Annotated in this window: 29 protein-coding genes; 20 read left to right on the forward strand and 9 right to left on the reverse strand. The window is 69.5% G+C overall.

All coding sequences use genetic code 11. From position 1 onward, the window contains the following. Nucleotides 1-12: 12 nt before the first annotated feature. Nucleotides 13-1404, reverse strand: a complete 1392-nt coding sequence (locus ACQKIP_RS06935; RefSeq protein WP_365866255.1) for a glycoside hydrolase family 5 protein — start codon at nt 1402-1404, stop codon at nt 13-15. A 395-nt stretch (nt 1405-1799) separates the two neighbouring features. Between ACQKIP_RS06935 and ACQKIP_RS06940 the strand changes: the two genes are divergently transcribed. Together ACQKIP_RS06940 and ACQKIP_RS06945 are read left to right on the forward strand one after the other, a co-directional pair. After that, nucleotides 1800-2342 carry a GNAT family N-acetyltransferase gene (locus tag ACQKIP_RS06940; RefSeq protein WP_365866257.1) on the forward strand — a complete coding sequence of 181 codons (543 nt, stop codon included), beginning with the start codon at nt 1800-1802 and terminating at the stop codon, nt 2340-2342. A gap of 87 nt (nt 2343-2429) precedes the next feature. Further along, nucleotides 2430-2984 (forward strand): GNAT family N-acetyltransferase, encoded by a 555-nt coding sequence (locus ACQKIP_RS06945; protein ID WP_365866258.1) that lies wholly within the window; start codon nt 2430-2432, stop codon nt 2982-2984. Nucleotides 2985-3146: 162 nt separating this feature from the next. Here the strand turns inward: ACQKIP_RS06945 and ACQKIP_RS06950 are convergent, their stop codons facing one another. Beyond that, complete coding sequence (locus ACQKIP_RS06950) at nt 3147-3416, reverse strand: hypothetical protein (protein WP_365866260.1); 270 nt, start codon at nt 3414-3416, stop codon at nt 3147-3149. 10 nt (nt 3417-3426) lie between these two features. Then, the gene (locus tag ACQKIP_RS06955; protein ID WP_365866262.1) at nt 3427-3882 is read right to left on the reverse strand and encodes a VOC family protein; all 456 of its coding nucleotides are present in this window, start codon (nt 3880-3882) and stop codon (nt 3427-3429) included. 178 nt (nt 3883-4060) lie between these two features. On the opposite strand from ACQKIP_RS06955, the gene ACQKIP_RS06960 reads away from it, so the two are divergent. Further along, nucleotides 4061-5500, forward strand: coding sequence for a S41 family peptidase (locus ACQKIP_RS06960; RefSeq protein ID WP_365866263.1), 1440 nt, complete (start codon nt 4061-4063; stop codon nt 5498-5500). A gap of 115 nt (nt 5501-5615) precedes the next feature. On the opposite strand, the gene ACQKIP_RS06965 is transcribed toward ACQKIP_RS06960, so the two are convergent. Continuing rightward, on the reverse strand, nt 5616-5765 hold the full coding sequence (locus ACQKIP_RS06965) for a hypothetical protein (RefSeq protein WP_365866265.1): 150 nt from the start codon (nt 5763-5765) through the stop codon (nt 5616-5618). Between the two features lie 20 nt (nt 5766-5785). Between ACQKIP_RS06965 and ACQKIP_RS06970 the strand changes: the two genes are divergently transcribed. The 5 genes from ACQKIP_RS06970 (at nt 5786) to ACQKIP_RS06990 (ending at nt 10239) form a co-directional block, all read left to right on the forward strand. After that, the gene (locus ACQKIP_RS06970; RefSeq protein WP_365866267.1) at nt 5786-6301 is read left to right on the forward strand and encodes a toxin-antitoxin system HicB family antitoxin; all 516 of its coding nucleotides are present in this window, start codon (nt 5786-5788) and stop codon (nt 6299-6301) included. A gap of 99 nt (nt 6302-6400) precedes the next feature. Beyond that, on the forward strand, nt 6401-7243 hold the full coding sequence (locus tag ACQKIP_RS06975; RefSeq protein ID WP_365866269.1) for a DUF4097 family beta strand repeat-containing protein: 843 nt from the start codon (nt 6401-6403) through the stop codon (nt 7241-7243). 81 nt (nt 7244-7324) lie between these two features. Beyond that, nucleotides 7325-8332 (forward strand): ATP-binding cassette domain-containing protein, encoded by a 1008-nt coding sequence (locus tag ACQKIP_RS06980; RefSeq protein ID WP_365866271.1) that lies wholly within the window; start codon nt 7325-7327, stop codon nt 8330-8332. Further along, nucleotides 8329-9105, forward strand: a complete 777-nt coding sequence (locus tag ACQKIP_RS06985; RefSeq protein ID WP_365866272.1) for an ABC transporter permease — start codon at nt 8329-8331, stop codon at nt 9103-9105. The genes ACQKIP_RS06980 and ACQKIP_RS06985 overlap by 4 nt, the downstream gene beginning before the upstream one ends. A gap of 615 nt (nt 9106-9720) precedes the next feature. Next, on the forward strand, nt 9721-10239 hold the full coding sequence (locus ACQKIP_RS06990; RefSeq protein WP_365866274.1) for a hypothetical protein: 519 nt from the start codon (nt 9721-9723) through the stop codon (nt 10237-10239). A gap of 74 nt (nt 10240-10313) precedes the next feature. On the opposite strand, the gene ACQKIP_RS06995 is transcribed toward ACQKIP_RS06990, so the two are convergent. Then, a complete protein-coding gene (locus ACQKIP_RS06995) occupies nt 10314-10565 on the reverse strand; it encodes a DUF6479 family protein (RefSeq protein WP_365866275.1) in 252 nt (83 codons plus the stop codon). Between the two features lie 211 nt (nt 10566-10776). Here ACQKIP_RS06995 and ACQKIP_RS07000 point away from each other — a divergent pair, with 211 nt between their 5' ends. Together ACQKIP_RS07000 and ACQKIP_RS07005 are read left to right on the forward strand one after the other, a co-directional pair. Then, nucleotides 10777-11337, forward strand: coding sequence for a Dps family protein (locus tag ACQKIP_RS07000; RefSeq protein ID WP_365866277.1), 561 nt, complete (start codon nt 10777-10779; stop codon nt 11335-11337). Between the two features lie 98 nt (nt 11338-11435). After that, on the forward strand, nt 11436-12002 hold the full coding sequence (locus ACQKIP_RS07005; protein ID WP_365866278.1) for a type 1 glutamine amidotransferase domain-containing protein: 567 nt from the start codon (nt 11436-11438) through the stop codon (nt 12000-12002). Nucleotides 12003-12048: 46 nt separating this feature from the next. On the opposite strand, the gene ACQKIP_RS07010 is transcribed toward ACQKIP_RS07005, so the two are convergent. Next, entirely contained in the window at nt 12049-13302 is a 1254-nt protein-coding gene (locus ACQKIP_RS07010) for an erythromycin esterase family protein (RefSeq protein WP_365866280.1), read from the reverse strand. A gap of 82 nt (nt 13303-13384) precedes the next feature. On the opposite strand from ACQKIP_RS07010, the gene ACQKIP_RS07015 reads away from it, so the two are divergent. The 6 genes from ACQKIP_RS07015 to ACQKIP_RS07040 all read left to right on the forward strand — a co-directional run bounded on the left by ACQKIP_RS07015 (nt 13385) and on the right by ACQKIP_RS07040 (nt 18535). After that, complete coding sequence (locus ACQKIP_RS07015; protein ID WP_365866281.1) at nt 13385-14152, forward strand: TioE family transcriptional regulator; 768 nt, start codon at nt 13385-13387, stop codon at nt 14150-14152. A gap of 51 nt (nt 14153-14203) precedes the next feature. Continuing rightward, nucleotides 14204-14749 carry a hypothetical protein gene (locus tag ACQKIP_RS07020; RefSeq protein WP_365866283.1) on the forward strand — a complete coding sequence of 182 codons (546 nt, stop codon included), beginning with the start codon at nt 14204-14206 and terminating at the stop codon, nt 14747-14749. Nucleotides 14750-14760: 11 nt separating this feature from the next. Then, nucleotides 14761-14895: a hypothetical protein gene (locus ACQKIP_RS07025; RefSeq protein ID WP_365866284.1), complete on the forward strand. Its 135-nt coding sequence runs from the start codon at nt 14761-14763 to the stop codon at nt 14893-14895. 549 nt (nt 14896-15444) lie between these two features. Next, nucleotides 15445-16599: a bifunctional DNA primase/polymerase gene (locus tag ACQKIP_RS07030; protein WP_365866286.1), complete on the forward strand. Its 1155-nt coding sequence runs from the start codon at nt 15445-15447 to the stop codon at nt 16597-16599. Further along, nucleotides 16596-18137, forward strand: a complete 1542-nt coding sequence (locus ACQKIP_RS07035) for a DNA primase family protein (protein ID WP_365866289.1) — start codon at nt 16596-16598, stop codon at nt 18135-18137. The genes ACQKIP_RS07030 and ACQKIP_RS07035 overlap by 4 nt, the downstream gene beginning before the upstream one ends. After that, on the forward strand, nt 18134-18535 hold the full coding sequence (locus ACQKIP_RS07040) for a DUF6009 family protein (protein WP_365866291.1): 402 nt from the start codon (nt 18134-18136) through the stop codon (nt 18533-18535). The genes ACQKIP_RS07035 and ACQKIP_RS07040 overlap by 4 nt, the downstream gene beginning before the upstream one ends. Nucleotides 18536-18562: 27 nt before the next feature. Here ACQKIP_RS07040 and ACQKIP_RS07045 read toward each other — a convergent pair whose 3' ends face one another. After that, nucleotides 18563-19537, reverse strand: coding sequence for a ScbA/BarX family gamma-butyrolactone biosynthesis protein (locus ACQKIP_RS07045; RefSeq protein ID WP_365866292.1), 975 nt, complete (start codon nt 19535-19537; stop codon nt 18563-18565). Nucleotides 19538-19759: 222 nt separating this feature from the next. Between ACQKIP_RS07045 and ACQKIP_RS07050 the strand changes: the two genes are divergently transcribed. Further along, a complete protein-coding gene (locus tag ACQKIP_RS07050; protein WP_365866294.1) occupies nt 19760-21301 on the forward strand; it encodes an FAD-dependent monooxygenase in 1542 nt (513 codons plus the stop codon). Here the strand turns inward: ACQKIP_RS07050 and ACQKIP_RS07055 are convergent. Both ACQKIP_RS07055 and ACQKIP_RS07060 read right to left on the reverse strand, forming a co-directional pair. Further along, nucleotides 21265-21939 (reverse strand): ScbR family autoregulator-binding transcription factor, encoded by a 675-nt coding sequence (locus ACQKIP_RS07055; RefSeq protein WP_365866295.1) that lies wholly within the window; start codon nt 21937-21939, stop codon nt 21265-21267. The two genes, ACQKIP_RS07050 and ACQKIP_RS07055, sit on opposite strands and share 37 nt — an antisense overlap. 187 nt (nt 21940-22126) lie before the next feature. Continuing rightward, entirely contained in the window at nt 22127-23104 is a 978-nt protein-coding gene (locus tag ACQKIP_RS07060; RefSeq protein ID WP_365866297.1) for a ScbA/BarX family gamma-butyrolactone biosynthesis protein, read from the reverse strand. 481 nt (nt 23105-23585) lie between these two features. On the opposite strand from ACQKIP_RS07060, the gene ACQKIP_RS07065 reads away from it, so the two are divergent. The 3 genes from ACQKIP_RS07065 to ACQKIP_RS07075 form a co-directional block, all read left to right on the forward strand. Next, entirely contained in the window at nt 23586-24266 is a 681-nt protein-coding gene (locus ACQKIP_RS07065) for a helix-turn-helix domain-containing protein (RefSeq protein WP_365866298.1), read from the forward strand. A gap of 637 nt (nt 24267-24903) precedes the next feature. Further along, the gene (locus ACQKIP_RS07070) at nt 24904-25494 is read left to right on the forward strand and encodes a ScbR family autoregulator-binding transcription factor (RefSeq protein WP_365866300.1); all 591 of its coding nucleotides are present in this window, start codon (nt 24904-24906) and stop codon (nt 25492-25494) included. A 135-nt stretch (nt 25495-25629) separates the two neighbouring features. Further along, a partial coding sequence (locus ACQKIP_RS07075) for a hypothetical protein (RefSeq protein ID WP_427742399.1) occupies nt 25630-25844 on the forward strand: 215 nt, incomplete at its 3' end.

Genomic DNA, 25844 nt, shown 5'->3' on the forward strand with positions numbered 1-25844 from the left:
AAGCCGAGGGGTTCAGCCGCCGTAGAGGTCTGCCAGGCTGATGCCGGTGGTGCTGTCGGCGCCGCCGAGCCTGACCTGGTGGTCGAGGCCGACGAACTTGCCGCCGCTCTGCCACAGGGCCGGCTTCAGCAGGGCGTACTTCGCCTCGTCCCAGGTCTTCCAGTCGTGGAGGAGGAGGCCGCCGGTGTCACCGGAGTTGGGGTTGAGGCACCAGAAGGTCTGGTGGAGTCCGTTCTCGACGATGAGGTCGCGCAGTGCCGTCATCCACTTCTGGTTGGGGCCGTTGTCGAGGAAGCCGCCCCACTCGCCGATGAGCAGCGGTGCCTTGTTCTCCTTGTGGAGGTAGAGCCAGTTGGGGTCCCATACGTCGCGTTCGAGCGTGGTGCGGTTCCAGTCGCCCTGGAACCAGGGCTGCTGGTAGACCAGCGGGCCGTAGTCGTGCGGGGAGTAGACGAGCTGGTCGCTGTTCGCGCCCAGGTCCACCGGGTGTTCCCTGGCGCCGCGGAGGTTTCCGCCCCACCAGTTGAAGTGGTAATCCGCCTCGTTCTTGGACGACCAGGACTTGCCCGCCCTGGGGTAGATCTCGATGCCCTCGCACAGCACCAGGACGTGGGGGTTGACGGCCAGGATGCGCTTGCCCGCGGTCTCGCAGGCGTACTTGAAGTTGTCCTGGTCGGTCGAGCCGTCCCACTTGGCGCGCGGACTGTCGGTGTGCTTGCCGTGCGGCTCGTTCTTGATGTCCATCGCGACGAGCGTGTCGTTGTCCTTGTAGCGGGCGGTGACCCATTCCCAGGCGGCGTGGAACTGCTCGGTGGTGATCTCGCCCTTCCACCACACCGGGTAGATGTGGCCGGAGTTGTCCGCCTCCGCGCTGTGCACGTCCAGCATCACCTTGATGCCGTACCGCTCGCACAGGTCGAGCCAGCGGTCGAAGACCTCCAGGGTGGTGAGGTCCTTCAGCTCCGGGTTGGCCCAGGCGTTGACGGCGCTGGGGACGGCCGCCTTGCCGTTCTTCCACTCGAGGAGCAGCTGCGTGGAGATGGGCACCCGGACGATGTTGATGCCGCGCTGCGCCATCGACTTGGTGATATCGGTGATGTTCGCGGACCACAGGCCATGGAAGACCCGCTCGGTCGCGTTGAACCCGAACCAGTTGGTGCCGGTGAGCCGCACCTTGTTGCCGTCCTCGTCGACGATCTGGTTGCCCTTGGTGTGTAGCCAGTCCTTGTCGGTGCTGGTGCTGGTGCTGGAGCCGGTGCTGGTGTCGGCCGCGACTGCGGCTGTCGGTGCGGTGGTGGTCGGTGGCTCGGCAGAGCCGATCAGTATCGCCGCGGCGACGGTGGCCGTGGCAGTGGCCGTCGCGAGGACGGCTCGCGCGGTTCGGAGTCTTCTGCGAAATCTCACGGGGCTCCTTCCTGTGCCTTTGCCTTTGCCTTGGAGAGGGACGGTCTTTGGGAGCGCTCCCACCTGACGTTGGCATGACAAGACTGCGGGCGGAAGGCATGCGGGTGGAATCGCCGGTTCCCGAGACAATTGCCGGTAGGGCGGTGCGGGTGTTTCGAGACACTGAGAGGACCGGAAATACTAACGTTGATGTTAGTAACATCGACGTTAGTGTCAGGGCTCGATGCCGCCTACGGGCCCGGCGACTTGCTGGCCGCCTGGCCACTGTGATGATCATGCCTATCGCCCAGGCCAGCTGACGGGGGGCGCTGCGGTACGGGCCGGGGTCGCGCGGCGTTGTACTACGGGTCGCCGTCGGCCGTGGGGCGTCGCCCGGCTCGTGCGAGGATCCCCGGATGAGTGACAGCGGGCTCGGTCTTTTGCAGTTCACGGCGCCTGAGCAGGTTACGGCGCGACTGCGGCGGGAGCTTGTCGAGTGTTGGGTCGAGGTCACCAATGCCGGGGGAGCGGCGGGGTTTCCCTTTCCGCCCGTCGATGAGGGGCAGGTGGCTCCGGCGGTCGACAGGATCGTGGGGGCGCTGGCGCCCGGGGCCAGCCGTCTGCTCGTTGCCAGGGCGGGCGGGGAGCTTGTCGGCTGGCTGAACGTACGGCGTGATCCGTACGAGCTCATCGGGCACTGGGGCACGCTCCACCACGTCCAGACACGGCCCGCGGTGCGGGGGAGGGGCTTCGGGGCGGCCCTGATGGAGGAGGTTCGTTCGGTCGCCCGCGACGAGATGGGCCTGGAGCAGCTTCATCTCGCCGCTCGTGGCGGCGCGGGGCTCGAGGAGTTCTACGGGCGACTCGGCTGGAAGGAAGTCGGCCGCTGGCCCGGTGCGCTGCGCCTCGCTCCTGGCGACGACCGCGATGAGGTCCTCATGCTCCTTGCGCCGCTCTAGTCTCTGCCTGCGCTTGTCCTTGCCCGCCACCGCACGGCGCTCGCTTATTCGATTGCCGTCGGTCCGCGCCTCGGATAGGAAGCTCGCATGCTGAAGGGCGACAAGGTTGGGCTCAGGGCCCGGCACGAGGAAGACATCCCGATCCTGCGGGCCGAGCTCTACGACGACGTGGTCAACGCCTCGCGCTCCGAAGCCCAGCCGTGGCGGCCGGTCACACCCGGCGCGAAGGACTCACGGCTCTCGGCGGACGACCCGGAGCCGGGGCGCGTCCCGTTCTCCGTGGTGGAGCTGGACGGCGGCACGCTGATCGGCACCGCGAACCTGTGGGGCATCGACAACCACAGCCGGTCCGCACACATAGGCCTCGGGCTGCTGCCGTCCTCCCGTGGCAAGGGCTACGGCACCGATGTCGTCGCGGTGCTGTGCCACTACGGGTTCGTCGTGCGCGGCCTGCACCGGCTGCAGATCGAGACGCTGTCGGACAACGCGGCGATGCTGCGCTCCGCCGAGCGCAACGGCTTCGTCCGCGAGGGTCTGCTGCGTTCCTCGGCCTGGGTGATGGGGGAGTTCCTGGACGAGGTGCTGCTCGGACTCCTCGTACAGGACTGGAAGCCGGACGCGAGGGCAGCGGACCCGAAGTAGGCGGAGGCAGGCGGAAGTAACGCGACGGCTTCATCGGCTCATATGCCGGCTGCTCCGTAGGGGTGGTGTGTCGCATCCCGGCGGCGGGCCCGGGCAGGTGCGGGGCGAGCCCTTGCCCTGTCCCGAGCGGGGCGGGGGCTCATCAAGCTCCCCGAGCCGGCATCACGCGTCGGCGAACGGGTCCCCCGGGACACCGGCGAGACGGATGAGGCCCGGTCTGCCGCCGTCGCTGACCGCCGCGTAGATGGTGTACGACCATCCGCGGTCGGCCGCGTAATCCGGCGCCCACGCCAGGAGTTCTGCGATGTCGACTGTCTCCAGGACTTCGTACGTGTGCGCCGTCGCGGCCGGCACGTCCCAGAAGTAGACGCGGTATTGGGCGTGGTCCAGTTCCCACGTGGTGTCACGGGGGTCAATGCCCCGGATGTCCATGCAGGTCAGCCTAGGTTCCGGGGGTCTCGTCGATGGCGGGCATCGGTCGGCCTTCCGGATGCCACTTGCTGAGGAAGGCGGCTTGCCGGCCGATGTCGACGAGTTCGATGCGTGCGCCGATGCTGTCCAGTTGGTGGTAGGCGAACGGCCGGCCGTAGGGGCAGCCGGAGAAGTCCAGGGGCATGCCCTCGTCCTCCAGGCGCCGGGAGCCTTGTCGTACATCGCTGGTCCAGAAGCCGATGTGGTCGAACCTGGCGCCCCGCGACGCGTCCCAGGGGCTGCCCGGCGGGCCCTCGATGAGCTCGATGAAGGGCGGGCCGCCTGTGGTGAAGGCGATGCGGTAGTCCCACTCACCGAGCCGGTCGGCCACCGGGTCGCTCCACTCGACCCCGGCCGAACGCCGCAAGTCCCGCATCGCCTGCTCGATGTCCGGGGTCACGAAGCACACGTGGTAGAAGGCAGTCATCCGTCCATGATCGAGCATGTGGCCGGCTGCGTAGTTGCGTGGGGGGGCGGGTGGTTGGGGTGCTAGTCCCATGGGGTGCTAGCCCCACCCCTATCGGCCGGGCAGCCGGATGGTCGGGCGCCGGGGTTTCGGCGACCGTGGGGTCGGCCCCGCAAGTCGCCTGCCGAGAGAGTGAATCGTGCGCCCTGTCGCCGCTGCCACCGCCGTCGCCACTGCCACTGCCACCGCCGTTGTCGTCACGCTGGCGCTCGCCGGGGGAGCCGCGTCTGCCTCCGCCGCGTCGGCCTCCTCCAAGCAGCGCACGGCCGCCAAACAGCCCGCCACCGCCAAGCAGCCCGCCGCCGACGGAATCTGGCGCGTGGACGGCTACGGCACCGTGCTGTCCATCCGCGACGGGCAGCTCCAGGAGTACCAGACCACCTCCGTCAGCTGCCTCAAGGGCGACTCCGCCCGGCGGACCGGGCCCGGCATCTACACCACGCCCGACGGCACCGTCCTCACCGTGCGCGCCCGGGCAGGCGGGGACCGCGCGTCCATGCGGGCGGACGGCTCCGTCGGGTCCCGGAACCTGCGCAGGATCGCGGAGTTGCCCGACGCGTGTACGCGGCCGGCTCCCCGGGGGCCGCGCGCCGCCTTCGACGTCTTCTGGCAGTCCTTCGAGGAGAACTACCCCTTCTTCGCCGCCAAGGGCATCGACTGGCACGCCGTACGAGACCAGTACCGGCCCCGGGTCCACGCGAAGACCACCAGGGACGAACTGTTCGCCATCTTCCGGGAGATGGCCAGGCCGCTCTACGACGCCCATGTGGTCGTGCAGGACGGCGACCGCCGCTTCGGGCAGGTCCGGCCCGGCACCGCCATGCCCACCGAGGCGTTGGACACCAAGGTCAAGAAGTTCATCGTGGCGCGCGACCTCAAGAACGCGCGGAACCTCCAGGACTTCGCCGCCGGGCGGATCACCTACGCCGACCTCCCCGGCGGCAAGGGCTATCTGCGGATCACCGGCTTCGGCGGATACGCGGGCGACGACACCTCGTACGCCGCCCAGCTGGCCGAGCTGGACCGGGCGCTGGAGACGATCCTCGGCCAGGACCGCACCCGGCGTTTGAAGGGCCTGATCATCGACCTGCGGATCAACGGCGGAGGCTCCGACGCCCTCGGCATCCACATCGCCGAGCGCCTCACCGACGCCCCTTACCTCGCCTACTCCAAGCGGGCCCGCAACGACCCCGCCGACCCCACCCGGCACACCCGCCCCGAGCCCGTGTACGTCACGCCCGCCAAGGACCCCCGCTACACGGGGCCGGTCGCCGTGCTGACCGGCGGGTCGACCGTCAGCGCGGGGGAGACCTTCACGCAGGCCCTGATGGACCGGCCCGGCAGGACGGTCCGGATCGGGCAGCCCACGCAGGGCGTCTTCTCGGACGTCATGGCGCGCAAGCTGCCCAACGGCATGGTCGTCGGGCTGCCGAACGAGGAGTTCCTGACCCGCTCGGGCAGGACCTTCGACGGCCCTGGCATTCCGCCGCACCTCACCGAGCCGGTCTTCACCGAGGAGGAGTTCGAGAAGGGGAAGGACTCCGCCTTCGACAGGGCTCTCAACGTTCTGGGGAGTTGAGGAAGCGCGCCCGCGAGCGAGCCAGCGAACCAGCGAGCGCGCGGGGGCGGGTGCGCTGCCCTGTGGGGGGCGAGTAGCTGCGGTGCCACATGGCGCCAAGTGATGCCACGTGGCGTCACTTGGCGCCATGCTGCTTCTCCAGGGCTGTAAGGGCTTGTTCGGTGCCATCGCCGATCGGGGCGCCGATCGGCGTTTCCGCAGGTAGAAAGGCTGCCGCCACATTCACCCCCACTTCGACGCCATTCAGGCTTGCGTATGGCGCCATTGTGGTGCCATGATGACGTCATGGACCTCACCCCGTATGTCGACACTCTCCGCCGTGAGCTTGCGGTGGCCGCCGAAGCCGGCGGGGACGATGCCCGCGAGCTGGCCGAAAGGCTGACCGCTCCGCTGGAGTCGGCGACCCGCCTGACGCTGCTCAGTGTGCTCTCGGCGGCGATGGGCGAGATCACCAGCGAGCTCGCGCCGGGCTCGGTCGACGTACGGCTGCACGGCCTGGATCCCGACTTCGTGGTGACGCTGCCGCCCGGCGGCGGCGATGTCGCGGAGCCGGCCATGCCCGTCGACATGTTCAAGGCACCGGCCCCCGCCGATGGCGAAGAGGGCGGCACGGCCCGCGTCAATCTGCGGCTGCCCGCCCACCTCAAGGCCCGCGCCGAGGAGGCCGCGAGCCGCGAGGGCCTTTCGGTCAACGCGTGGCTGGTCAGGGCCGTTTCGGCGGAGGTCGACGGCGGCGGTCAGCCGCGTACGGCAGAGAAGACGCAGAACATCGGACAGAGCTTCGCCGGCTGGGTGCGCTAGCCGCTATCCCGCCCCCCCCCCGGTTTACCGCGGTAAACCACTCCACCCATCACGTCCCTCCAGCGGGGGCGCCCCGAAGAGCCAGAGGACGGAACAGCCATGCCTACTTTCGACACTCCTGAAGCCATCTCGGTCACGGCGCGTGTGGACGCCGGTTCCATCCAGTTCACCGCGGGCGACCGCGCCGACACCGTCGTCGAGGTGCGGCCCCGCGAGGCGAAGAAGGACCAGGACGTGCGGGCCGCCGAGCAGACCGAGGTCTCGTACGGGAGCGGCGTCCTGAACATCAAGACGCCCAAGCCCGGCCTCTTCGGGCGCACCGGCACCGTCGACGTGACGGTCGAACTGCCCACGGGCTCGAAGATCGACACGACCGGCGCCTGGACCCAGGTGATCGGCGAGGGCCGGCTCGGCGAGACCCGCGTCAAGACCTCGTCCGGTGACGTGCGCCTCGACACGACCGGGCCGCTGCACCTGACCGCTTCGCACGGCTCGATCACCGTGGACCGCGTCGAGGGCTCCGCCGAGATCTCCACCAGCTCGGGCAGCCTGCGCGTCGGGTTCGTCGACGGCTCCGCCGTCATGAAGAATTCGCACGGCACCACGACCATCGGCGCCGTGATCGGCGAGCTGCGGGTGCGCGGGGCCAACGGCGACATCGACATCGCCCGCGCCGAGGACTCGCTCACCGCCGTCACCGCCCACGGCACCCTGCGCGTCGGCGAAGCCACCCGCGGTACGGTCCAGCTCGAGACCTCCTTCGGCGCCATCGAGATCGGCGTCAGCGAAGGCACGGCAGCCTGGCTCGACGTGAGCTCCAGCTCGGGCCAGGTGCGCAACTCGCTCACCTCGTCCGACAGCCCGGAGAAGTCCGAGGACGCCGTCAAGATCCGCGCCCGCACCAAGCACGGCAACATCGACATCCGCCGCGCCAAGGTCTGAGCACGCCGAGGCAACTCGATCTCGTTCCGGACCACTTCCCCCTTTTTTTCAATCTTCTCCAGCCTTCGAATGGAGGGCCTCATGCCTTCTTCTGTCATGCCCACATCCAGTCAAGCCGACGGTCATGGATCGGCGACCGCCGTCTCCGCCGTGGGTCTGCGGAAGTCGTACGGCGACAAGGTCGTGCTCGACGGCATCGATCTGCGCATCCCGGCGGGCTCGGTCTTCGCTCTGCTCGGCCCGAACGGGGCCGGCAAGACCACCGCCGTGAAGATCCTCTCCACCCTCATCTCCCCGGATCCCGCCTCGGGCGAGATCCGGGTGGGCGGTCACGACTTGGCTGCCGACCCGCAGGCCGTGCGTGCCGCGATCGGTGTCACGGGGCAGTTCTCCGCCGTCGACGGCCTGATCACCGGTGAGGAGAACATGCTCCTGATGGCCGATCTGCACCATCTCTCCAGGCAGGAGGGGCGGCGGGTGACGGCCGAACTCCTGGAGCGTTTCGACCTGGTGGAGGCTTCCAAGAAGCCCGCCCAGAGCTACTCCGGCGGCATGAAGCGCCGCCTGGACATCGCCATGACCCTGGTCGGCAACCCCCGCATCATCTTCCTCGACGAGCCCACCACCGGCCTGGACCCGCGCTCCCGGCACAACATGTGGGGCATCATCCGCGAACTGGTCAACAGCGGCGTCACCGTCTTCCTCACCACCCAGTACCTCGAAGAAGCCGACGAACTCGCCGACCGCATCGCGGTGCTGAACGACGGAAAGATCGCCGCCGAAGGCACCGCGGAGGAACTGAAGCGGCTCATCCCCGGCGGGCATGTGCGGTTGCGCTTCTCCGACCCGGTCGCCTACGAAGCTGCCGCCATCGCCCTCGGCGAGGTCACGCGCGACGACGAGTCCCTCTCGCTGCAGATCCCCAGCGACGGCACCCAGCGCGAACTGCGCGCCATCCTCGACTGGCTGGACTCCACCGGCATCGAGGCCGACGAGCTGACCGTGCACACCCCCGACCTCGACGACGTCTTCTTCGCCCTGACCGGCCCGGCCGGCGTCACCGACCAGTCCAAGGAGACCGTCCGATGAGCTCTCTGTCCCTCGCGGTCCGCGACTCGAACACGATGCTGCGCCGCAACCTCCTGCACGCCCGCCGTTACCCGTCGCTCACCCTGAACCTGCTGCTCACGCCCGTCATGCTGTTGCTCCTGTTCGTCTACGTCTTCGGCGACACCATGAGCGGCGGCGCCGGACGCGACGCGTACATCGCCTACATCGTCCCCGGCATCCTGCTGATGACGATCGGCTCCACCACCATCGGCACCGCGGTCTCCGTCTCCACCGACATGAGCGAAGGCATCATCGCCCGCTTCCGCACGATGGCCATCCACCGCGGATCCGTGCTGGTCGGGCATGTCGTCGGCAGTGTGCTTCAGTCGATCGCCAGCGTGGTCCTCGTGGGTGCGGTCGGCGTGGCCATCGGCTTCCGGTCCGTGGACGCCACGGCTCTTGAGTGGGTGGCGGCATTCGGTCTGCTCACGGTGTTCGCCCTGGCGCTCACCTGGATCGCGGTCGGCATGGGCATGGTCAGCCCGAACGCCGAGGCGGCCAGCAACAACGCCATGCCGCTGATCTTCCTGCCGCTGATCTCCAGCGCCTTCGTCCCGCTGGACAGCATGCCGGGCTGGTTCCAGCCCATCGCCGAGTACCAGCCCTTCACCCCGGCCATCGAGACCCTGCGCGGCCTCCTGCTCGGCACCGAGATCGGCAACAACGGCTGGATCGCACTCGCCTGGTGCGTCGGCCTCACCGTCCTCGGCTACCGCTGGTCCAAGGCGGTCTACAACCGCGACGCGAAGTAACCACAAAGCCACCGGGGCCGGCCGCCTCTCGCGGCCGGCCCCGGTGGCTTTGCACTGTCCGGGAGCCGTGCGGCCCACCCGGTCATGCCGACTCCGGCACGGAGCCGAGTTTCGCCGGTACCGCCTGATTCCAACGGACGGGCGAACGCGCCCATCACGGGGGCTGGTCCACAACTCCGAACTGTCCGACGAACACGTGGAAAGGCTCGAGGACGTCGTCCAAGTCGGCGAGACGTCCTCGCCGTCCGGATCATCGAGGTCGACCCCGCCGAGCGCCGGATCGCCTTGATCACTGCCTGATCCGGCCGTGGCGCGGGCCTAGTGCCAGAGCGAGCCACTGTGGCGCCTACGGGTGTGCCGTGGTGGGGTTGCGGGCCTGGTTGCGGCACAGGAGCCCGGCTTTCGGGAGTCGGGCGGATTTAGGCAGGCGTTCAGCTTCACGTCTTGGCGTGCGTCAACTGCCCCTCTGAGGCGCCGACCTGTGCATTTGCGGCCTCTTCAGTGCCGCGGCGCCATTGATGGCGCACGTGGGGTCAGTTATGGCTCGCCATGGTGCCAATCATGTGTCAGGATGGCATCACTGCTAGGGCGGGTCGGTAAAAAGGGGTGGGAGCAATGGAAACAGCGCAGAGTCAGCAGCAGACGGCGCCCGGCGCTTTCATTGCCTTCGCCCGCTTCGCGCTCTGCGGCGGCGGAGTGGGGGTCGCCTCCAGCTTCGCCATTACCGCTCTTGCTGCCTGGATGCCCTGGAGCCTGGCCAACGCGGCGATCACCGTCGTTTCCACGCTGCTCGCCACCGAACTGCACGCCCGCTTCACCTTCGGTGCCGGCGGACGTGCCACCCGGCGCCAGCACGCACAGTCCGCCGGGTCCGCGGCCGCCGCCTACACGGTGACCTGCCTGGCGATGCTCCTCCTGCAACAGCTGGTGGCCGCGCCCGGCGCGGTCCTTGAGCAGGTCGTCTACCTCTCCGCGTCCGCGCTCGCCGGCGTCGCCCGCTTCGCCGTCCTGCGCCTGGTCGTCTTCGCCCGTAACCACGTGCAGCAGGCGCCCCGGCGGCACGCGGTCGCCGGGGCGGCTCAGGGAGGCATGATCAGTCGGTCCGAGTCGGTCGAGGTCACGCTCGCTTCCTGAACGTGGAGGCGGAGGCGGCGGCCTGAATGCGGAGACCCGCCACACGTGCCGTCCGGCGGCAGTCCGGTCGTCGGTCAGCGGTGCGGGCGGCCCTGGTCGGCGTCGTCGTCAGGGGTCTGCCAGGTGGTGCCGTGCTGGGCCTCGCCGTTGACGGCGCCCACGCCGGGGGCAGGGGTGCTGCGCTGGGTTTGGCGCGCGGCGCGGCGGCGGCCGGTGATGAACATGGCGAGCAGGCCGAGAACCACGACGACGCCGACGACGATCATGATCAGCGAGGTGCCGGCGGACGCGGCCAGGACGGTGTGGCTGTGGCTGTGAGTGTGCATGTTGGTCGTGTACCCGATCAGTGGCAGGACCTGCACGGTTTGCGGAAAGCGAACGCTCCTGGGTGGCGTCCCCGCCCGGTAGAGCCTTAGCTGGAACCGGCAGGCCACCGTGCGTGCCGCAGTCCGGCCCTGATCTGGCTGCGGCGGGTTTCGTGCGCCGGTCACGGGTTACCGGGATGGGGCAAACCCGTACGAGACAGGAGACATAGCTGTGGCTTCCGAGGCAACCCCCCGTTACACCGTTCCCGGCATCACCGTGCAGGACGCAGGCCGCGTCATCGAGCTCCTTCAGTTGCGACTGCACTCTCTCAACGATCTGCACCTCACCCTCAAGCACGTCCACTGGAATGTGGTCGGCCCGCACTTCATCGCCGTACACGAGATGCTCGACCCGCAGGTCGACCGTGTGCGCGACATGGCCGACGACGTCGCCGAGCGGCTCGCGGCTCTGGGCGGCGTCGCCCACGGCACGCCGGGCGCGCTGGTCGACGAGCGCACCTGGAAGGACTACAGCGTCGGCCGCGACGACGCGATCGCCCACCTCGGCGCGCTCGACCTCGTCTACACCGGCCTGCTCCAGGACTTGCGTGCCGCGATCAAGACGGTGGGCGGTATCGACGCGGCCACCGAGGACCTGCTGATCGGGCAGCTGCGCGATCTGGAGCAGTTCCAGTGGTTCGTCCGGGCGCACCTGGAGACCGCGGGCGGCACCCTCGCCACGGCCGGCGCCTCCACCGAGACGGAAGCCGCCGAGAAGTCCAACGAGAGCTGATCTCGCACGCCGGACGCCGGACGACGAACCACGGACGACGAACCACGGACAACGGGGTCCGACCACACACCACCCCCACGAGAGAAAGGCGCACAGCCATGCCGGACAAGCCGCTCAACGGTCACCGAGTACTCGTACTCGTCACCAACTACGGAGTCGAGCAGGACGAGTTGCTGGTGCCCGTCCAGCGGCTGCGGGAGGACGGCGCGGACGTCACCGTCGCGGCCGTCAGCTCCGACCCCGTCCAGACGCTGGTGGGCGACCGGGACCCCGGCGAGACGATGGAACCCACCACCACGCTCGACGCGGTGGACCCCGGCGGGCACCAGCTGCTCGTGATCCCGGGCGGCACCATCAACGCCGACAACCTCCGTCTGGAGTCCAAGGCCCTGGAGACGATCAAGGCGTTCGCTGACTCGGGGCGCCCGATCGCCGCGATCTGCCACGGGCCCTGGGCCCTGGTGGAAGCCGATGTCCTGAGCGGCAAGACCCTGACCTCGTACATCTCCGTACGCACCGACGTCCGCAACGCGGGCGCCAAGAGCTGGGTGGACGAAGCCGTCGTGAGCGACGACGCCAACGGCTACACCCTGATCACGTCACGGAACCCGAAGGATCTCGACGAGTTCATCGGCGCGATCAACAAGGCGCTGGTCGGCTCCTGATCCTGCGCAGGGCCCCTTCCTCCGCGCCCCGTGCCAGCTCCGCGTACTAGCTCTGCGGGACGTCCTTGACGAATACGAGGCCGTCGGTGTCCGCCAGGTGCGCCGGGTCCAGCGGGGCGTAGCCGAACCACGGGGATTCGCGGAGCGCGGGCCGTATGCCGGTGAGGGCGGCGGCAAGGCGTGGGGCAGCGATGGCGCAGGGGTCCTGCGGGAGCGCGTACAGGAGACCCTCGAGAGTGTCCGGCGGCGGCGTGTCCACGCCCTGGTGGCGGATCGTGCCGACGGCGGTGGCCACGAAGGCGTACTCCTCGCCGAGCCGGGCGCTGACCAGCGCGCCTGCGCTCCACCACGCCACTGGCCCCTGCCACATCTGCATGGTGCTCTGCTCCCGCTGGAGGTGGGAGTTGTGGGCGTGGACGAGGGTGAGCGCGGGGCCCCGTTCGGTGAGTTCCGCGGCTTCGGCGAGGGCGAGGAGGTTGTGGGCCATCATCTGGTCCCGGATGCCGAGGAGCCGGGCCATGCGCGCGGGTGAGGTGTCGGCCATCCAGTGGTGGTAGCGCAGCAGGCCGGTGGCGGTACGTCCGTACAGGCGCGCCCGGTGCAGGGCGTCCCGCGACGTCGTCGCCAGGAGGTGCGGTGACTGCTCGTCGAGCAGTGCCACCAGATCGTCGGCGAGCAGCCGCAGTTGGCCGGCCTCGGCCGACTGCCCCGTGGACCGGGACGGGTCCATCATCGCGTCGGGGTCGGTCCACCGTTCGTCGGCGCCGAGCAGGCGGTCGAGGGTGTCCGCGGTGCAGGGGAGCAGCTCCGGGTCCACGCGGGCGGCGAGATAGCCGTGGAGTGCGGTGAGGGCCTGGCGGGGGCTCGCGGCGTGGGTGATCTCCAGGGGGCCGTCGCAGCCGGCGAAGCGGAGCCGGTCGGACGCGGGGCGACCGGCTTTGTCGGCGCGGATGTTGTGGGCGCGCATCCAGCGTACGAGTTCGCGGTTGGCCGCCGAGGTGCCCCAGTCGTGGCTGAACCCCTGCTCCATGACGTCGTCGAGCGTGCCTTTGCCCCCGGTCACGTAGTCGTCGACGACCAGGCCCCTCATGCAGTCGCTCTCGATCGTGATCGTCCGGCAGCCCTCCTGCTCGACCAGCTGCCGGAAGAGTTCGTTGCGCACGTCGAGCAGCGCGTCCTCGCGGTGGGTGGGCTCGCCAAGGCCGAGCAGCCGGGGGCGGGCGGGGAGCAGCCTCATGAGGGCGGTGGCCTCGACGGGGTGGGCCATGTTCTTGATGCCTGCGGTGTCGGTAGTAGCCATGCCTTAAACGCTATCGTTGAACCTTCGGTTGAAACTTTTGCGCGATGCTGGCTGCTGCATAGCGCTCTGTATAGGGGTCTGCATGGGTAGAAACCTGAGGAACCCTCAAAGCGGGGAGCGGGGCGGTCGGCTCAGGCCGGTCGATCTGGCGCGCGAGCACGGGCTGTCCACGCAGGCGATCAGGAACTACGAGGCGGACGGCATCCTCCCGGCGGCCGACCGCACGCCCCACGGCCACCGCACCTACACCGCGCTGCACGCGGAAGCCCTGCGCGCGTTCCTCGCCCTGGTACCGGGACACGGTCATCAGACGGCGACATCGATCATGCGAGCCGTGAACACCCCGGCTGCGGGAGCGCGCGAGGAGGCGTTCCGTCTCATCGACGAGAGCCACGCCCAGCTCCTCGACGACCGGCGGACCCTCCGGGCGGTGGAGAGCGCGCTGCGTGACCTGGAGTCCTTGGGCGCGGGAGCCGAGCCGAACACAGAAGCCGTGCCCGGCGGTACCTTCATCGGGCCGCTGGCGGACCGGCTCGGAATCCGGCCCGCGACGCTGCGTAAGTGGGAGCACGCCGGGATCGTGCGCCCGGGCCGCGATCGGCAGACCGGATACCGCGTCTACGACGAGGACGACGTACGGGACGCCAGGCTGGCCCACCAACTGCGGCGGGGCGGCTACCTCCTCGAGCAGATCGCCCCACTGATCGCCCGGGTGCGGACGGCCGGCGGCCTGGAGCCACTGGAGGCCACGCTGTCCGACTGGCACGGCAGGCTTTCCGCTCGCGGGCGGGCGATGTTGCAGGGGGCGGCGGAGCTGGAGGCGTATCTCCGTGAGCGGGCTCCCGAATAACTCCGGGCTCTCCGAGACGGAGAGCCCGGGCCTGCTGGCAAGCTGTGCGGCATGGATGACATAGGTCTGCCCCATTCGGGCTGGGGGACTGGCACGGTTCCTGTCGAACACGGACCGAACGGCGACGTCACTCTGCTGGAGAGCAGGAGCGGATTCTTCTCCGCCTTCCAGCTCTATGGAGTGATCGACACTCCGGACAAGCTCGAACAGGGCGGCATGCTCCTGACGCACAGCACCGGCGGTCACCGTGCCCGGGCCATCGTGCCCAAGCAGTACACGCACATCCGGGTGGAGAAGTCGCTGCTCTCCGCGCTTACGCGCTGGAAGATCGGGTTCCGCGCATCCGATGCCCTGCCCAAGTTGGGGAAGCGCGCCGAGGGGGACCATCCGGACGTCCTTCGGTACACCGGTGGGCGCACCACGCTGAGGCTGGAAGCCGGCGAGGGCTACATACACCTCACCCACCGATCGCTCACCGGTGGGCAGAAAACGGAACTCCACGACGCCAGCGGGCCGTTGCGCGGCACCGTCGAATTGCCGGGACCCGGCCTGATCGAGGTGGACTGCCTGGTCCCCTGGTCGGTGACGGTGCGCTGAGGGCGGCCGTCATGGCCCTGAACGAAGAGCAAGCACCGGGCCAGGAACAGCGCCAGGAGCAGGAACAGGGGCAGGAGCAAGGCCAAGACATCGGCGAGGGCACGGACGGCTGGGACTTCCCCGGCGGCCGGTACGTCATCACCTGACAGCCCCGAGCCGTTGACGCAGGGCCAGCGACCGGAGCGACTCAAGCGACCCGGGGTCGGGATCGGTGCGGGGAACGGCTGGAATGAGGCGGTCGGCGGAACCTTGTGCTCCATGGGCGCTCAAGGGTCGCTCGAGAGCGGGGCTTTGGGCAGCGACTGAAGCCCAGCGACCGAGAGGCGCTTCGGTCGCTCCGTCAGTCTCGGGGAAAACTGCTGGTCAGAGGGCTGGACGGTGGTGGAAAGCGACTGAAGCGACCGAAGGTTCGGGTATGTCGAGACATTCGCGCGTGTGCGTGTGTGCGCGTGGGCTTCATATATAGGGGACTTGAGTCGCTTCAGTCGCTGATTCTTGTTGCGTATGCTCTCTGAGCTGGGGTTTTCTCTGCGGGGGCAGACAGCGACCGAGGAGTGGTCCGGTCGCTGCGGTCAGGCTTCGGTCGCTGTATGTCCGGTGATCGTCACACCCTCCCCAACCGCACGAATTTTCAGACCAGTTTCGCTAACCTGTTTTCGTCATTGAGTCGCTTCAGTCGCTGACGGGGGAAATACATGACTGCTGAGCTGCGAGTTTCACGCAGCGAACAGTCGCTCAGCGGACGGACGCCGACCAGCGGATGGTCGTCGTCCGGCAGGAGGTCGCTTGCCGGCCGGTCGTTGGCGACCGCCAAGTGGTGTGCGGGCCAGGGTTGGCCGGTTCATCCCCTGGCCGCCGGGCGCAAGACGCCCGCAGGCAACTGCGAGGCCTGCCGCGCGCCGGGCCATACCCACGAGGGCTGTTCCTGTCTCCCTGCGGGCCGCTGGTGCCACGGCTTCCGTGCCGCCACGCTCGATACGGGACGTATCGAGCGCTGGTGGGGCACGGGCGAGGGCCGGTCCCCGGGAGTGGGCGTCGCCTGCGGGCCCGCGGGCCTTGTCGTCGTCGACATCGACGCGCACGCACAGCCGCTGCCCGACCGCTCGCGCCTCCTGCCGGGCATCGCCATCGCCGAGGGCATCGACCTCACCGGGCTCGCCGACGGCTTCCACACTCTGGGCGTGCTTGCCGCTCTGCGCGGTGCCGAGAGCCCCGCCGCCGACACGGCAACTCTGCGTGTACGCACCCCTTCCGGCGGCCTGCACGTCTGGTACCGGGCGCACCCCGGCCACCGCTGGCAGTCCTCCACGGGCTCCGGCAGCGGCCGCGCCCTGGCCTGGCAGGTCGACATCCGGGCCCACGGCGGCTACATCGTCGCGCCCGGCACCCCCACCCCCGACGGCACCTACACGCCCGTCGGCGCCGCCCGTGAGCCCGCCCTGCTGCCCGACTGGCTCGCCGCCGAGTTGGAGCGCACCGGGCACCTCGCTCCGGCCCGCGGGACGGCCCTGAGCGCCGCTGTCCCGCCGCCCAGGGCCCGCCAGGCCGTCGCCGCCGCCGGTGGCGGCCGCCAGGGCGCCTCGAAGGCCCTGGACAAGGTCCTGTCGGAGGTGGCGGCCTGCGCCACCGTGCCGCAGGGGGCCGCGTTCTCCGAGAAGCTCAACCGGGCCGCCTACACCGCGGGCGGACTCGTCGCGGCGGGACACCTCTCGCGCGACGAGGCCGAGCAGACCCTGACCGACCTCGCCGCCGACGTGCGCCCCGGCCAGGACCGGCGTTGCCAATCCATCATCCGCAGCGGCCTGCGCGCCGGCGAACGGCGTCCCCTCGCCCTCGGGGGGCGGTCTTGAACGACACCCCCGAGGACATACCCCTCTTCAACTTCGACGCGGAGGCGGTGGCCGTGCAGATCCTCGCCGACGCCCAGTCCCCGCAGGCCCCCGTACAACCCGTACAAGTGCCGCAGCAGCGCGGTGAGACGCCCGCCGACATCGCCGTGCCGCAGGGCCTGCTGCCCGACACGCTCACCGACCGCGGCAACGCCAAACTGTTCGTCAAGCTGTACGCGGACGACTACCGGCACGTACCGGGCCTCGGCTGGTACCGCTGGGACGGCAACCGCTGGCAGATCGACGAGGACGACACCGTGCTGTGGGCCGCCGGCGACCTCGCCGAGGCCATCGCCGGCGACGATCCGCGCGGCATCCACTCCGCGTCCGCCCTGCTCCAGCACCGCCGCCGCGCCCTGTCCACCAGCGGCATGAACGCCATGCTCAGCCAGGCCAAATCGGCCCCCGGCATGGTGCTCAACGCGGCGCTCCTGGACGCCGATCCGTACACCCTGTGCACCCCGGCGGGCATCGTCGACCTGCACACCGGCGTCCTGCGCAGGGCGCAGCCCGGCAGGGACTTCCACTCCCGCGCCACCTCGCTGCCGCCGCGGCCCACGCCCACGCCGCGCTGGACGCGGTTCCTCGCCGACACCTTCGGCGACGGGCCCGAGGGCGCCGAGATGATCGACTTCCTGCACGTGCTGCTCGGCTATTCCGTCACCGGGGACGTCGGCGGGCAGGTCATGCCGTTCCTCTTCGGCTCCGGCAAGAACGGCAAATCGGTACTGCTCGACGTACTGATGAAGCTGCTCGGCGACTACGCCGACGCCGCGCCGCCGGGCTTCCTGATGGCCCGCCCGTACGAGGGCCATCCCACCGACCTCGCCGAACTGCACGGCCGCCGGGTCATCGTGTGCAGTGAGGTCAAGCCGGGCGACAAGTTCGACGAGGCCCGGGTGAAGCTCCTTACCGGCGGCGACCGCATCAAGGCGCGGCGGATGCGGCAGGACTTCTTCTCCTTCGAACCCACCCACAAGCTGTGGCTGCTCGGCAACCACCGGCCCGAAGTCGGCAGCGGCGGCTTCGCGTTCTGGCGGCGGATGCGGCTCATCCCTTTCGAGCGGGTCGTCTCCGACGAACGCAAGGTCGACAACCTCGCCGACATCCTGGTCACCGAGGAGGGACCCGGCATCCTCAACTGGCTGATCGACGGCGCACGTCGCTATCTGCGCGGCGAGAAGGACCTCGCCGGACCCGAACGGGTGCGCATCGCGACGACGGCGTACGCCGAGACCGAGGACCACACCGGGCGTTTCATCGGTGAATCCTGCGCGCTCCACCCGGAATTAAGAGCGGAACAAGCGCAGCTGTACGCCGCTTACCGGGCCTGGTGCCACAATGAGGGCGCTCCCGCAGTGTCGTCCAGGGCGTTTGCCGCCCGGGTTCGCGAGGCAGTGGGACTTGAGTCGCCGAAAGAAATGATCCTTTCCAACCAGCGCAAGTACTACCCGGGCATCGGACTGCTGACCACGCTCGCCGACGAGGAGACAGCATGAGCGCCCTCATCGCAGAGGACGAGATCTCCCACGAGGCCGAACTCGTTTGGCTCGAGGACATCGACGCCCTGGACTACGTACGCCAGAGCCTGGACCGGCTGCCCACCCGGCGCGGCAGGCCCGCCTACCACCGTGACGGGCGGATGGTCGGGTATGCGCTGCTCGGCCCGCAGGCCAAGTCGTCCCGGTCGTCGGGGACCTTCCGGCGCCGGGTGTTCTGGCTCCTTCCGCACGACAGGGACTCCGATCCCGGCGGTCTGTACGCGGGTTCGGCGCCGGCGGAGGCGGTCGATCCGCGGACGCTCGCGCCGAGCAGCAAGGGCTACAAGACGGAGCGCTCGGAGGGCGGGCCGCCGTCGCGTGCGATGCGGGAGATGGGCATCACGCTGCCGCTGTAAGCCCTGTCGCCGGACAAGGCCGGGAGGTCAGTCCTCGCGTTGCGTCACGGTCCCGCTCACCTGTGCGCCGAAGACCCGGCGGCCGTCCTGGCTGCCGGTGATCAGGGCGCTCATGGTGTCGGTGTCCTGTACGAGGAGGGGAGTGGCCTCGATCCAGCAGGGGCGGCCGAACTCGGCGTAGGTGTGGAACTCCGTGGCCATGCCCGTCAGGGTCAGCGTGCGGTCGGCGGCGAGCAGTCCGCAGGTCGCCTGGCGTGCGGCCTCCAGGAGCACCATCGACGGTATGTGGTCGTCGCCGATGTCGAACAGGACCGGGTGGTCCGGGTCCGGGTCGAGCCGCCAGCGGCCGGGGTGGTCGCTGGACGCGAGGACCACGTCCCGCGGCAGGCCGCGTCCGAAGGAGGACGGTGTCACTTCAGAGGGGCGCCGGGCGGGCGGGGGCTGCGGGGTCGCGCCGCGCAGCCGGTGATAGGCGCCGGGGGAGAGGCAGACGAAGCGCACGGTACCGGTGGCGAGGACACGGCCGCTGCGCCGGATGGTCAGGTCGAGGCCGAACTCCACCAGGCGGCTGCCCTTGCGCATGAGGTCTGCGCCGTCCGCCTCGATGGTGAGGTCGCTGGGCACCGCCCCGATGGCCAGCTCGTCCGGGGCGATGGTGAACGACAGGTCGCACGGCATGAAGTGATGGCCGAGCGGCACGCCCAGTTCGGCGTGCGCGAGATACAGGGCGACCTGCTTCATGGTCTCCGCGGTGAGGAGCGGGTCGTGCCGCCCGTCGGGATCGTTGAAGAAGGCGTGCGCCCGCGGCCACTGACCGGTGAGCGTGAAGCGGGTCTCGCTCGTCCTGCGACAACTGGTCAGAAAGACTTCGGCCATTGACGAGCGGTGCACGTACTCGCTCGGCACCGTCGTGGTCCCGGGCGGTGTGCCGGGGCCGAGGTGTCTTTCCCCGGCCGGCTCGGCTGCATTCCGCGCCGCATCCCCTGACGTCATCACATTCATTCAGACTTCTCCCCCCGAAGAACGCCCATGTGATCGAGCACTTGTACGTAAGATACGGACCCACCGGTTTCGTTTTCAACCCCGAAACCACAGGCAATGGGAGCGCTTCCCGCATTGGCCGAAAGAGATCTGCGCCAGAGCCGGGAAAACAACCATCCACCCGGTATATTTTCGCTCCGGTTCGAAGATATCCATGTTTTCCGGCCAGGGGGAGCGACCGCGATGGCGTATGTCCGCACAGATGTGGTGATCGTCGGCGGGGGCCCCGTCGGGCTGCTGCTCGCCGCCGAGCTCGCCGGATACGGAGTGCGGACGGTGGTCGTCGAGGAACAGGCCGAGGTGGCCGAGCGCCCCAGGGCCACCACCCTGCACGCCCGCACCGCACAGATACTCGCCCGCAGGGGCCATCTGCCCGCTCCCGCCCTTCCGTTGGGCGCGGGGACCAGCAGCATGCCGTTCCACTTCGCGGGCGTGTGGGGCCTTCCGCTCACCGCCCCCGCCGCCGAGCCTGACCCGCTGTTCAAGCGACCGCAGGCCGATCTGGAGCGGCTCTTCGAGGAGCGGGCACTGGCCGCGGGCGCGCAGGTGCTGCGCCGCCACCGGGTGACCGGACTCGACCGCCGCGAGGACGGCATGACGGTGAGCGCCGAACACCCCGGCGGACAAACCGAGTTCGAGGCCGCCTACGTCGTCGGGGCCGACGGGGCCCGCAGCACGGTGCGCACACTTGGCCGGATCCCGTCGGACACGACCCTGCCGACGGTGGCAGCCATGGTCGGGGTCGTCCGATGCGACGGGCCCGAGGCGCCCGAGCCCGGGTGGCACCGGACGCCGCTTGGCTGGGTCGTGGCCAAGCGGACCGCCGAGGGGCGGCTGCACCTGCGGGTGGCCGACTGCCTCAACGCGCCCGCCGACCACAGACTCCCGCTCGGACTCGACGAGTTCCGCCGGGAGACGTCACGGATCATGGGCCGCGACATCGACATGGACGAACCGCGCTGGCTGAGCCGCTTCAGCGACTTCTCGCGCCTCGCGCGCACCTACCGCTCGGGGCGCGTCCTCCTGGTCGGGGACGCCGCGCACTTGCACTTCCCCGTCGGTGCCCAGGGGCTGAGCACGGGCCTGCTCGACGCGCTCAACCTGGGGTGGAAGCTCGCCTTCACCGTGCGGGGCGCTGCCGCGCCGGGACTGCTGGACACCTACGACGCCGAACGCAGGCCGGCCGCCGAGCGGCTCCTGGAGCAGGTCCGTACGCAGGTGGAGCTGATGCGGCCGGGCAGCACGCCCGAATCGCTCGACGAACTGGCCGCGGGCGCGCCGGACGCGGGTGCGGAGCTGGCGCGTCTCGGCCTCATGGTCAGCGGGCAGGACACCGTGCTGCCGACGCGGACCGGGCAGCCGTCGGAGTGGGAGGGGCAGTTTCTCGGCAACCGCGAACTGACCACGGACGACGGGCCGGTCGACGTCATCCGGCTGCTGCGGGACGGGCGCATGCTCCTGGTGCGCTTCGCAGCAGCGGAGGCCGGGACCGACTCCGGTGTGCCGCACGAGCTGCGGCACGAACAGGACCTGCGGCACGTCCTGCGCGTCGTACGGGCGGAGCCGGTGGCAGGGCTGCCCCGGGCCGCCCTGCTGCTGCGCCCCGACGGCTACGTCGCCTGGGCATCGGACGACGCCGGTGACCTGGAGGCGCCGGTCCTGGAGTGGCTGGCGCCGGCGAAGATGGATCAGGCCCTGGCGTCGGTCAGTTCGGCCGCGTCCTGAAGCGCCTGAACCTCGGCGTAGATCACCGCGCCGCGCTCGGACGTCATGTCGATCGTGGTGAGCACGGAGGACAGCACCACGTTCGGCATGATGTGGCGAAGGAGCACCGAGGTCCGGTGGTCCAGGTCCGTATAGCTGCTGACGGCCTGCGACATCGACTGCACGCCTGCGTAGGCGCCCACCACGAGTTCGGCGGTGTCCGACGGCACGACGTGCGGCAGCAACTCGCCCTGTTCCTTGGCCTGTTCGAGCAGGGCGGCCATTCCCTTGCCCCACTCCTGGAACGAGGCGCCGCGATCGAGTTCCGTCGCGTGCTGGTCCATGGCGAGGCGGACACCGGCCCGGACCATCGGGTCCTCCTGGAGCCGGTAGGTCTGCAGGAGGACGGTGTCGACGACCTCCTGTGTCTTGCAGGAGCGGGACGGGACGGTCCCCATGTGGCGCCCCTGGGCCTCCATCACGCCGTACGCCAGGTCCTCTTTGGACTGGAAGTGGAAGTACAGGGCACCCTTGGTCACGCCTGCGGCGGTGAGGATGTCCGTGATGGTGGCCGCCTGGAACCCGCGTTCCTCGAAAACTGAGGCCGCAGCGACCAGGATCGACCGTTGTGTGCGAATCGCGCGATCTTGCTTTGCCATGTAATCCACCGCCTCCGAGAGCATGGAACCGTGGGGAGGCCCATAGAAAAAAACCGTCAGGTTCGTATCTTAGCGTCTCCGGGAGGGTGGCGTCAGGGACGGGGGCGTGATCGAGCCCGTGTCGACGCCCGCTCCGGGTGTCTGCCAGGAGCGTACGGGCCGTGCGGGGCGCGGAGTTGGAGGCGCTCTACAGCGCGGCGGGGACGGCGGTGATGGTGGTGCGGAACATCTCCTGGCCGTCCTGCTCGCCGGTGACCTCGACCCTTTCCCCGCGTGCGTCCGCAGGCAGCCGCACGGCTCGGATGAAGCAGGGCTGGTCCAGCTCGACGTAACGGTAGTGCTCGGACTCGACGTCTACGGGCATCACGCCCGAGGAGTAGCCCAGTACCGCGGTTGTCGCCTGGCGCGCGGCCTCGATCAGGAGCATCCCCGGTACGTGGTCGACCGGGTGGTCGAAGAGCACGGGGTGGCGGGTGTCGACACGCAGCTGCCACCGGTCGTCGGCGCCGATGGGGGAGAGCACCACGTCGGTCGGCGACATGCGGCCCACGCTCTGCGGCGGGACCGGCGCGGTCAGCGGAATCTGCAGGTGGCCCTGGTTGCCGCGCAGCCTGCGGTAGGCGGACGGCGTGATGCACGTGTACGAGATGCCGCCCGTGGCCACCGTCTCCCCGGCCCGCCGGATCACCGTGTCGTAGCGGGCTCCGATGTGCGTGTCGCGGCGTGTGCGCACGTCGCTGAACACCGCGTCGACGTCGAGATCCGCGGGTGCGTGGCCGACGCGCAGGTGCTCGGGCTGCACCGAGAACGAGAAGGTGCGCAGCAGGAAGTGCTGGCCGAGCGGGACGCCGTACTGCGTGTGCGGCAGCAGGAACCCGATCTGCCTGATCGTTTCTGCAGCAAGGAGGGGGTCGTGGTTGCCCGCGACCGGCGCGTAGAAGCTGTGGCAGCGGGGCCACTGGGCGGTGACGCCGAACCGGTCGTCGTCGTACCGCTCCTGACCGGTGAGCAGCACCTCGGCGAGGGCGGCCCGGTGCACGAGCTCCTTGGGAACCGTGGTGGTGAGCTGCACCTGCGGCCGGACGGCGGGCCAGGACTGCGGCGCCCGGACGGCAGGCATCCGGTGCAGGGTGTCTTCTGCGGGGCGGAACGTGTTCGTGGACATGTTGATCCCCCGGATTCGCGACTGGAGAGTGCGCCGGATGGGGCGCCTCGCGGGTCTCAACATACAGACCACCCGGTTTTATTTCTACAGTCATCTGGGGAATGCCGGGTGGCGGGAAATGGAGGCTTCCGTTCCGACCTCTCGGGCCAGAACGGGCGATAACTCCGCGCTCAATCTACTGCGGGCTGACTTGAACGTGACCCCCAAGCCCGATTTCTGCCCGAACTCCCTGCTGCGGGCCATGGTCACGCCCGTTCGGGCAACCGTGGTGCCCGGCCGTGCACTTTTCAGGTCCGTACGCCCGCGCAGCGGTGAACGGCCCCCCATCGCGCGGTCGATGGCCGGGCATTCATGCGGTGGATCTGTAGGGGCTCACTGGGGCGCCTTGAGCGGTGCTCAAGGCAAGAGCCGGATGATCTCGGGGCCTGCGTGCGTACGAGCGCGGCGGCAGCCAGCAGCCCTGCGCATCAACGGAGCCCTGATGACCAAACAGGAACGCGCGGTCCGTACGAGGGCCGCGCTCATCGAGGCGGCCGCCGAGCTCTTCCACCGGGACGGCTTCGAGGCGACCTCGCTCGCGACGGTCACCGCCAGGGCCAAGGTGAGCAACGGCGCCCTGTACTTCCACTTCGCCACCAAGGCGGACCTCGCCGACGCGGTCGCGGCATCCGCCGCGGAGCGGCTGGCCCGGATCGTCGAAGCCGACGGTGACGGTGACGGCGACGGCGACACGGGTGACGGGGGCGGTGTGCGGGGCGACGGGCCTTCGCAGGGGCGCGAGTTGCAGCGCCTGATCGACGTCACGCACGCCTTTGTGCGGGCCCTGGGCGGCGACGTGGTGCTGCGGGCGGGATTCGACCTGTGCGGGGTGCGGGAGCGCGCGGTGGTGGGCGAGGACCTGCGGGACGCCTGGCGCGAGTGGGTGCAGGAGGCGTTGGTGACGGCCGGGGAGCGGGGTGAGCTCGCGCCGGGGGTCTCGGCGCGGGATGCCGCTTTCGCGGTGGTGGCGGGCACGGTCGGCATCGAGGTCCTGGGGGCGTACGACGAGCAGTGGCTGGCGCCCGATCCCCTCACCTGGTTCTGGCTCCTGCTGCTGCCGGGGCTTGCGGCGGCTCCGGGGCGCGAGGGGTTGGCGGCCGCCGGCTCGGGAGCGGCTCGCTGACGGCTGTAGTTCGCCTACCTGTACGTCCGTACGCCGTCGGTATGCCGTGTCTCTGTCCGCCTGTCGGTCCGTTCGTTCATGACGGCTGAGGCTGTGCTTATGTCCGTGTCTGTGTCCGAGGCGGGCGAGGGAGGCAGTGGTGAGTGCGGAACGTTGCATGCGTGATGCAAGGAAAGCAACGAAGGATCCGGCGTATGCCACTGATAACAAACCAACGTGGCGGTTTATTTGCTGTCCGTGAAGGCTGCGATCGACTCGTGCCGGGCGCTCCGGCGAGGACAGCCGCGCGATGCATTTTGCGCCAGGCATGATCCCCGGCAGTCGGAGGAGGGGTGTCGGACGCGCGATCCTGGGCGTAATCTCAGGTCCCGGGGGCGTTGTTGGTACCGGCGGACGCCCCGGCGGACCCGGTGCCGGGCGGCTGCGATACCTTGCCGACTGGACCCCGCACAGCTACTGCCGTTAAGGACTCGACAAAACCAACCCACCGGTTTGTTTTCTCGATCACGGCGAAAGTGCGGCATGTTCTTTGCAGTGCACGGCCTCGGTCGCGCGTCGCAGGGGGCCTGGCGACGTCATGAGTCCGTGAATGTCGGCCTGGCCGCGTCGGAGGCAGGTCGTGTTGGAGAGGTGAGCGATGGCCAAGCAGGAGCGGGCGGTCCGGACCCGTCAATCTCTGATCCAGTCCGCCGCGGAGGTGTTCGCGCGCGAGGGGTACGCGGCTGCCTCGCTCGCCCACATCAGCCGGCGGACCGGGGTCAGCAACGGGGCGCTGCACTTCCACTTTGAGACAAAGCGGGAGCTGGCCCGGGCGGTGGAGGAAGAGGCGGCGCGCAGACTGCGGACGATCACCGAGGACGTGCCGGCCGATGGTGCGCGGGGCGGCGCGCTCCAGGGTCTGGTCGACGCGACCCACGGTCTGATGAGCCGCCTCGCGGAGGACGTCGTGGTGCGGGCCGGCTTCGAGCTGGGGGGCGAGCCTTCGCTCGGGGCGACGGCCGACGTGCGGCGCTACTGGCAGGAGTGGGTCGAGGACATGCTGGAGCGCGCCGAGCGTGAGGGCACGCTCGCGTCCGGCGTGACGCCGGAGCGGGTCGCCCCGGCCATCGTCGCGGCCACCGTGGGCTTCGAGGTGCTCGGCGGCAGGGACCGCGGGTGGCTCTCGGGGCAGCGGATCGACGCGTTCTGGGAGCTCGTGCTGCCTCAGCTGACGGGCGAAGCGGTCTGAAAGCCCGTACGTAAACAGACTTCAGCGGCTGTTTTTCCTGCTCTTCGGGGCTACTGATCTCCTTGAGAGCCGTCGGACGGCGACCGGCGGCTCGCTACACGCACCCTCTCGTAAGCCTGTGACGAGGGGGTTTTCGTGATCCACGGTGAATCCCTCAAGGCTTTAGGTGCGCTCGAGGATCGGGTGGGAGGTTGTGGAAACAGCATGTGCGGTCTGGTATTGACAAACCGGACTGCTGGTTTTTTACTGAATGAGCACGGGATCAGCACGGGATGCAGGCCACTCACGAACAGGGGATTTGGCGTGATGGATATTGATGTTCTGGGTCCGTTGGGTGTGCGGGTGGGTGG

The sequence above is a fragment of the Streptomyces sp. NPDC059900 genome (genome assembly GCF_050270335.1).
GTDB lineage: Bacteria > Actinomycetota > Actinomycetes > Streptomycetales > Streptomycetaceae > Streptomyces.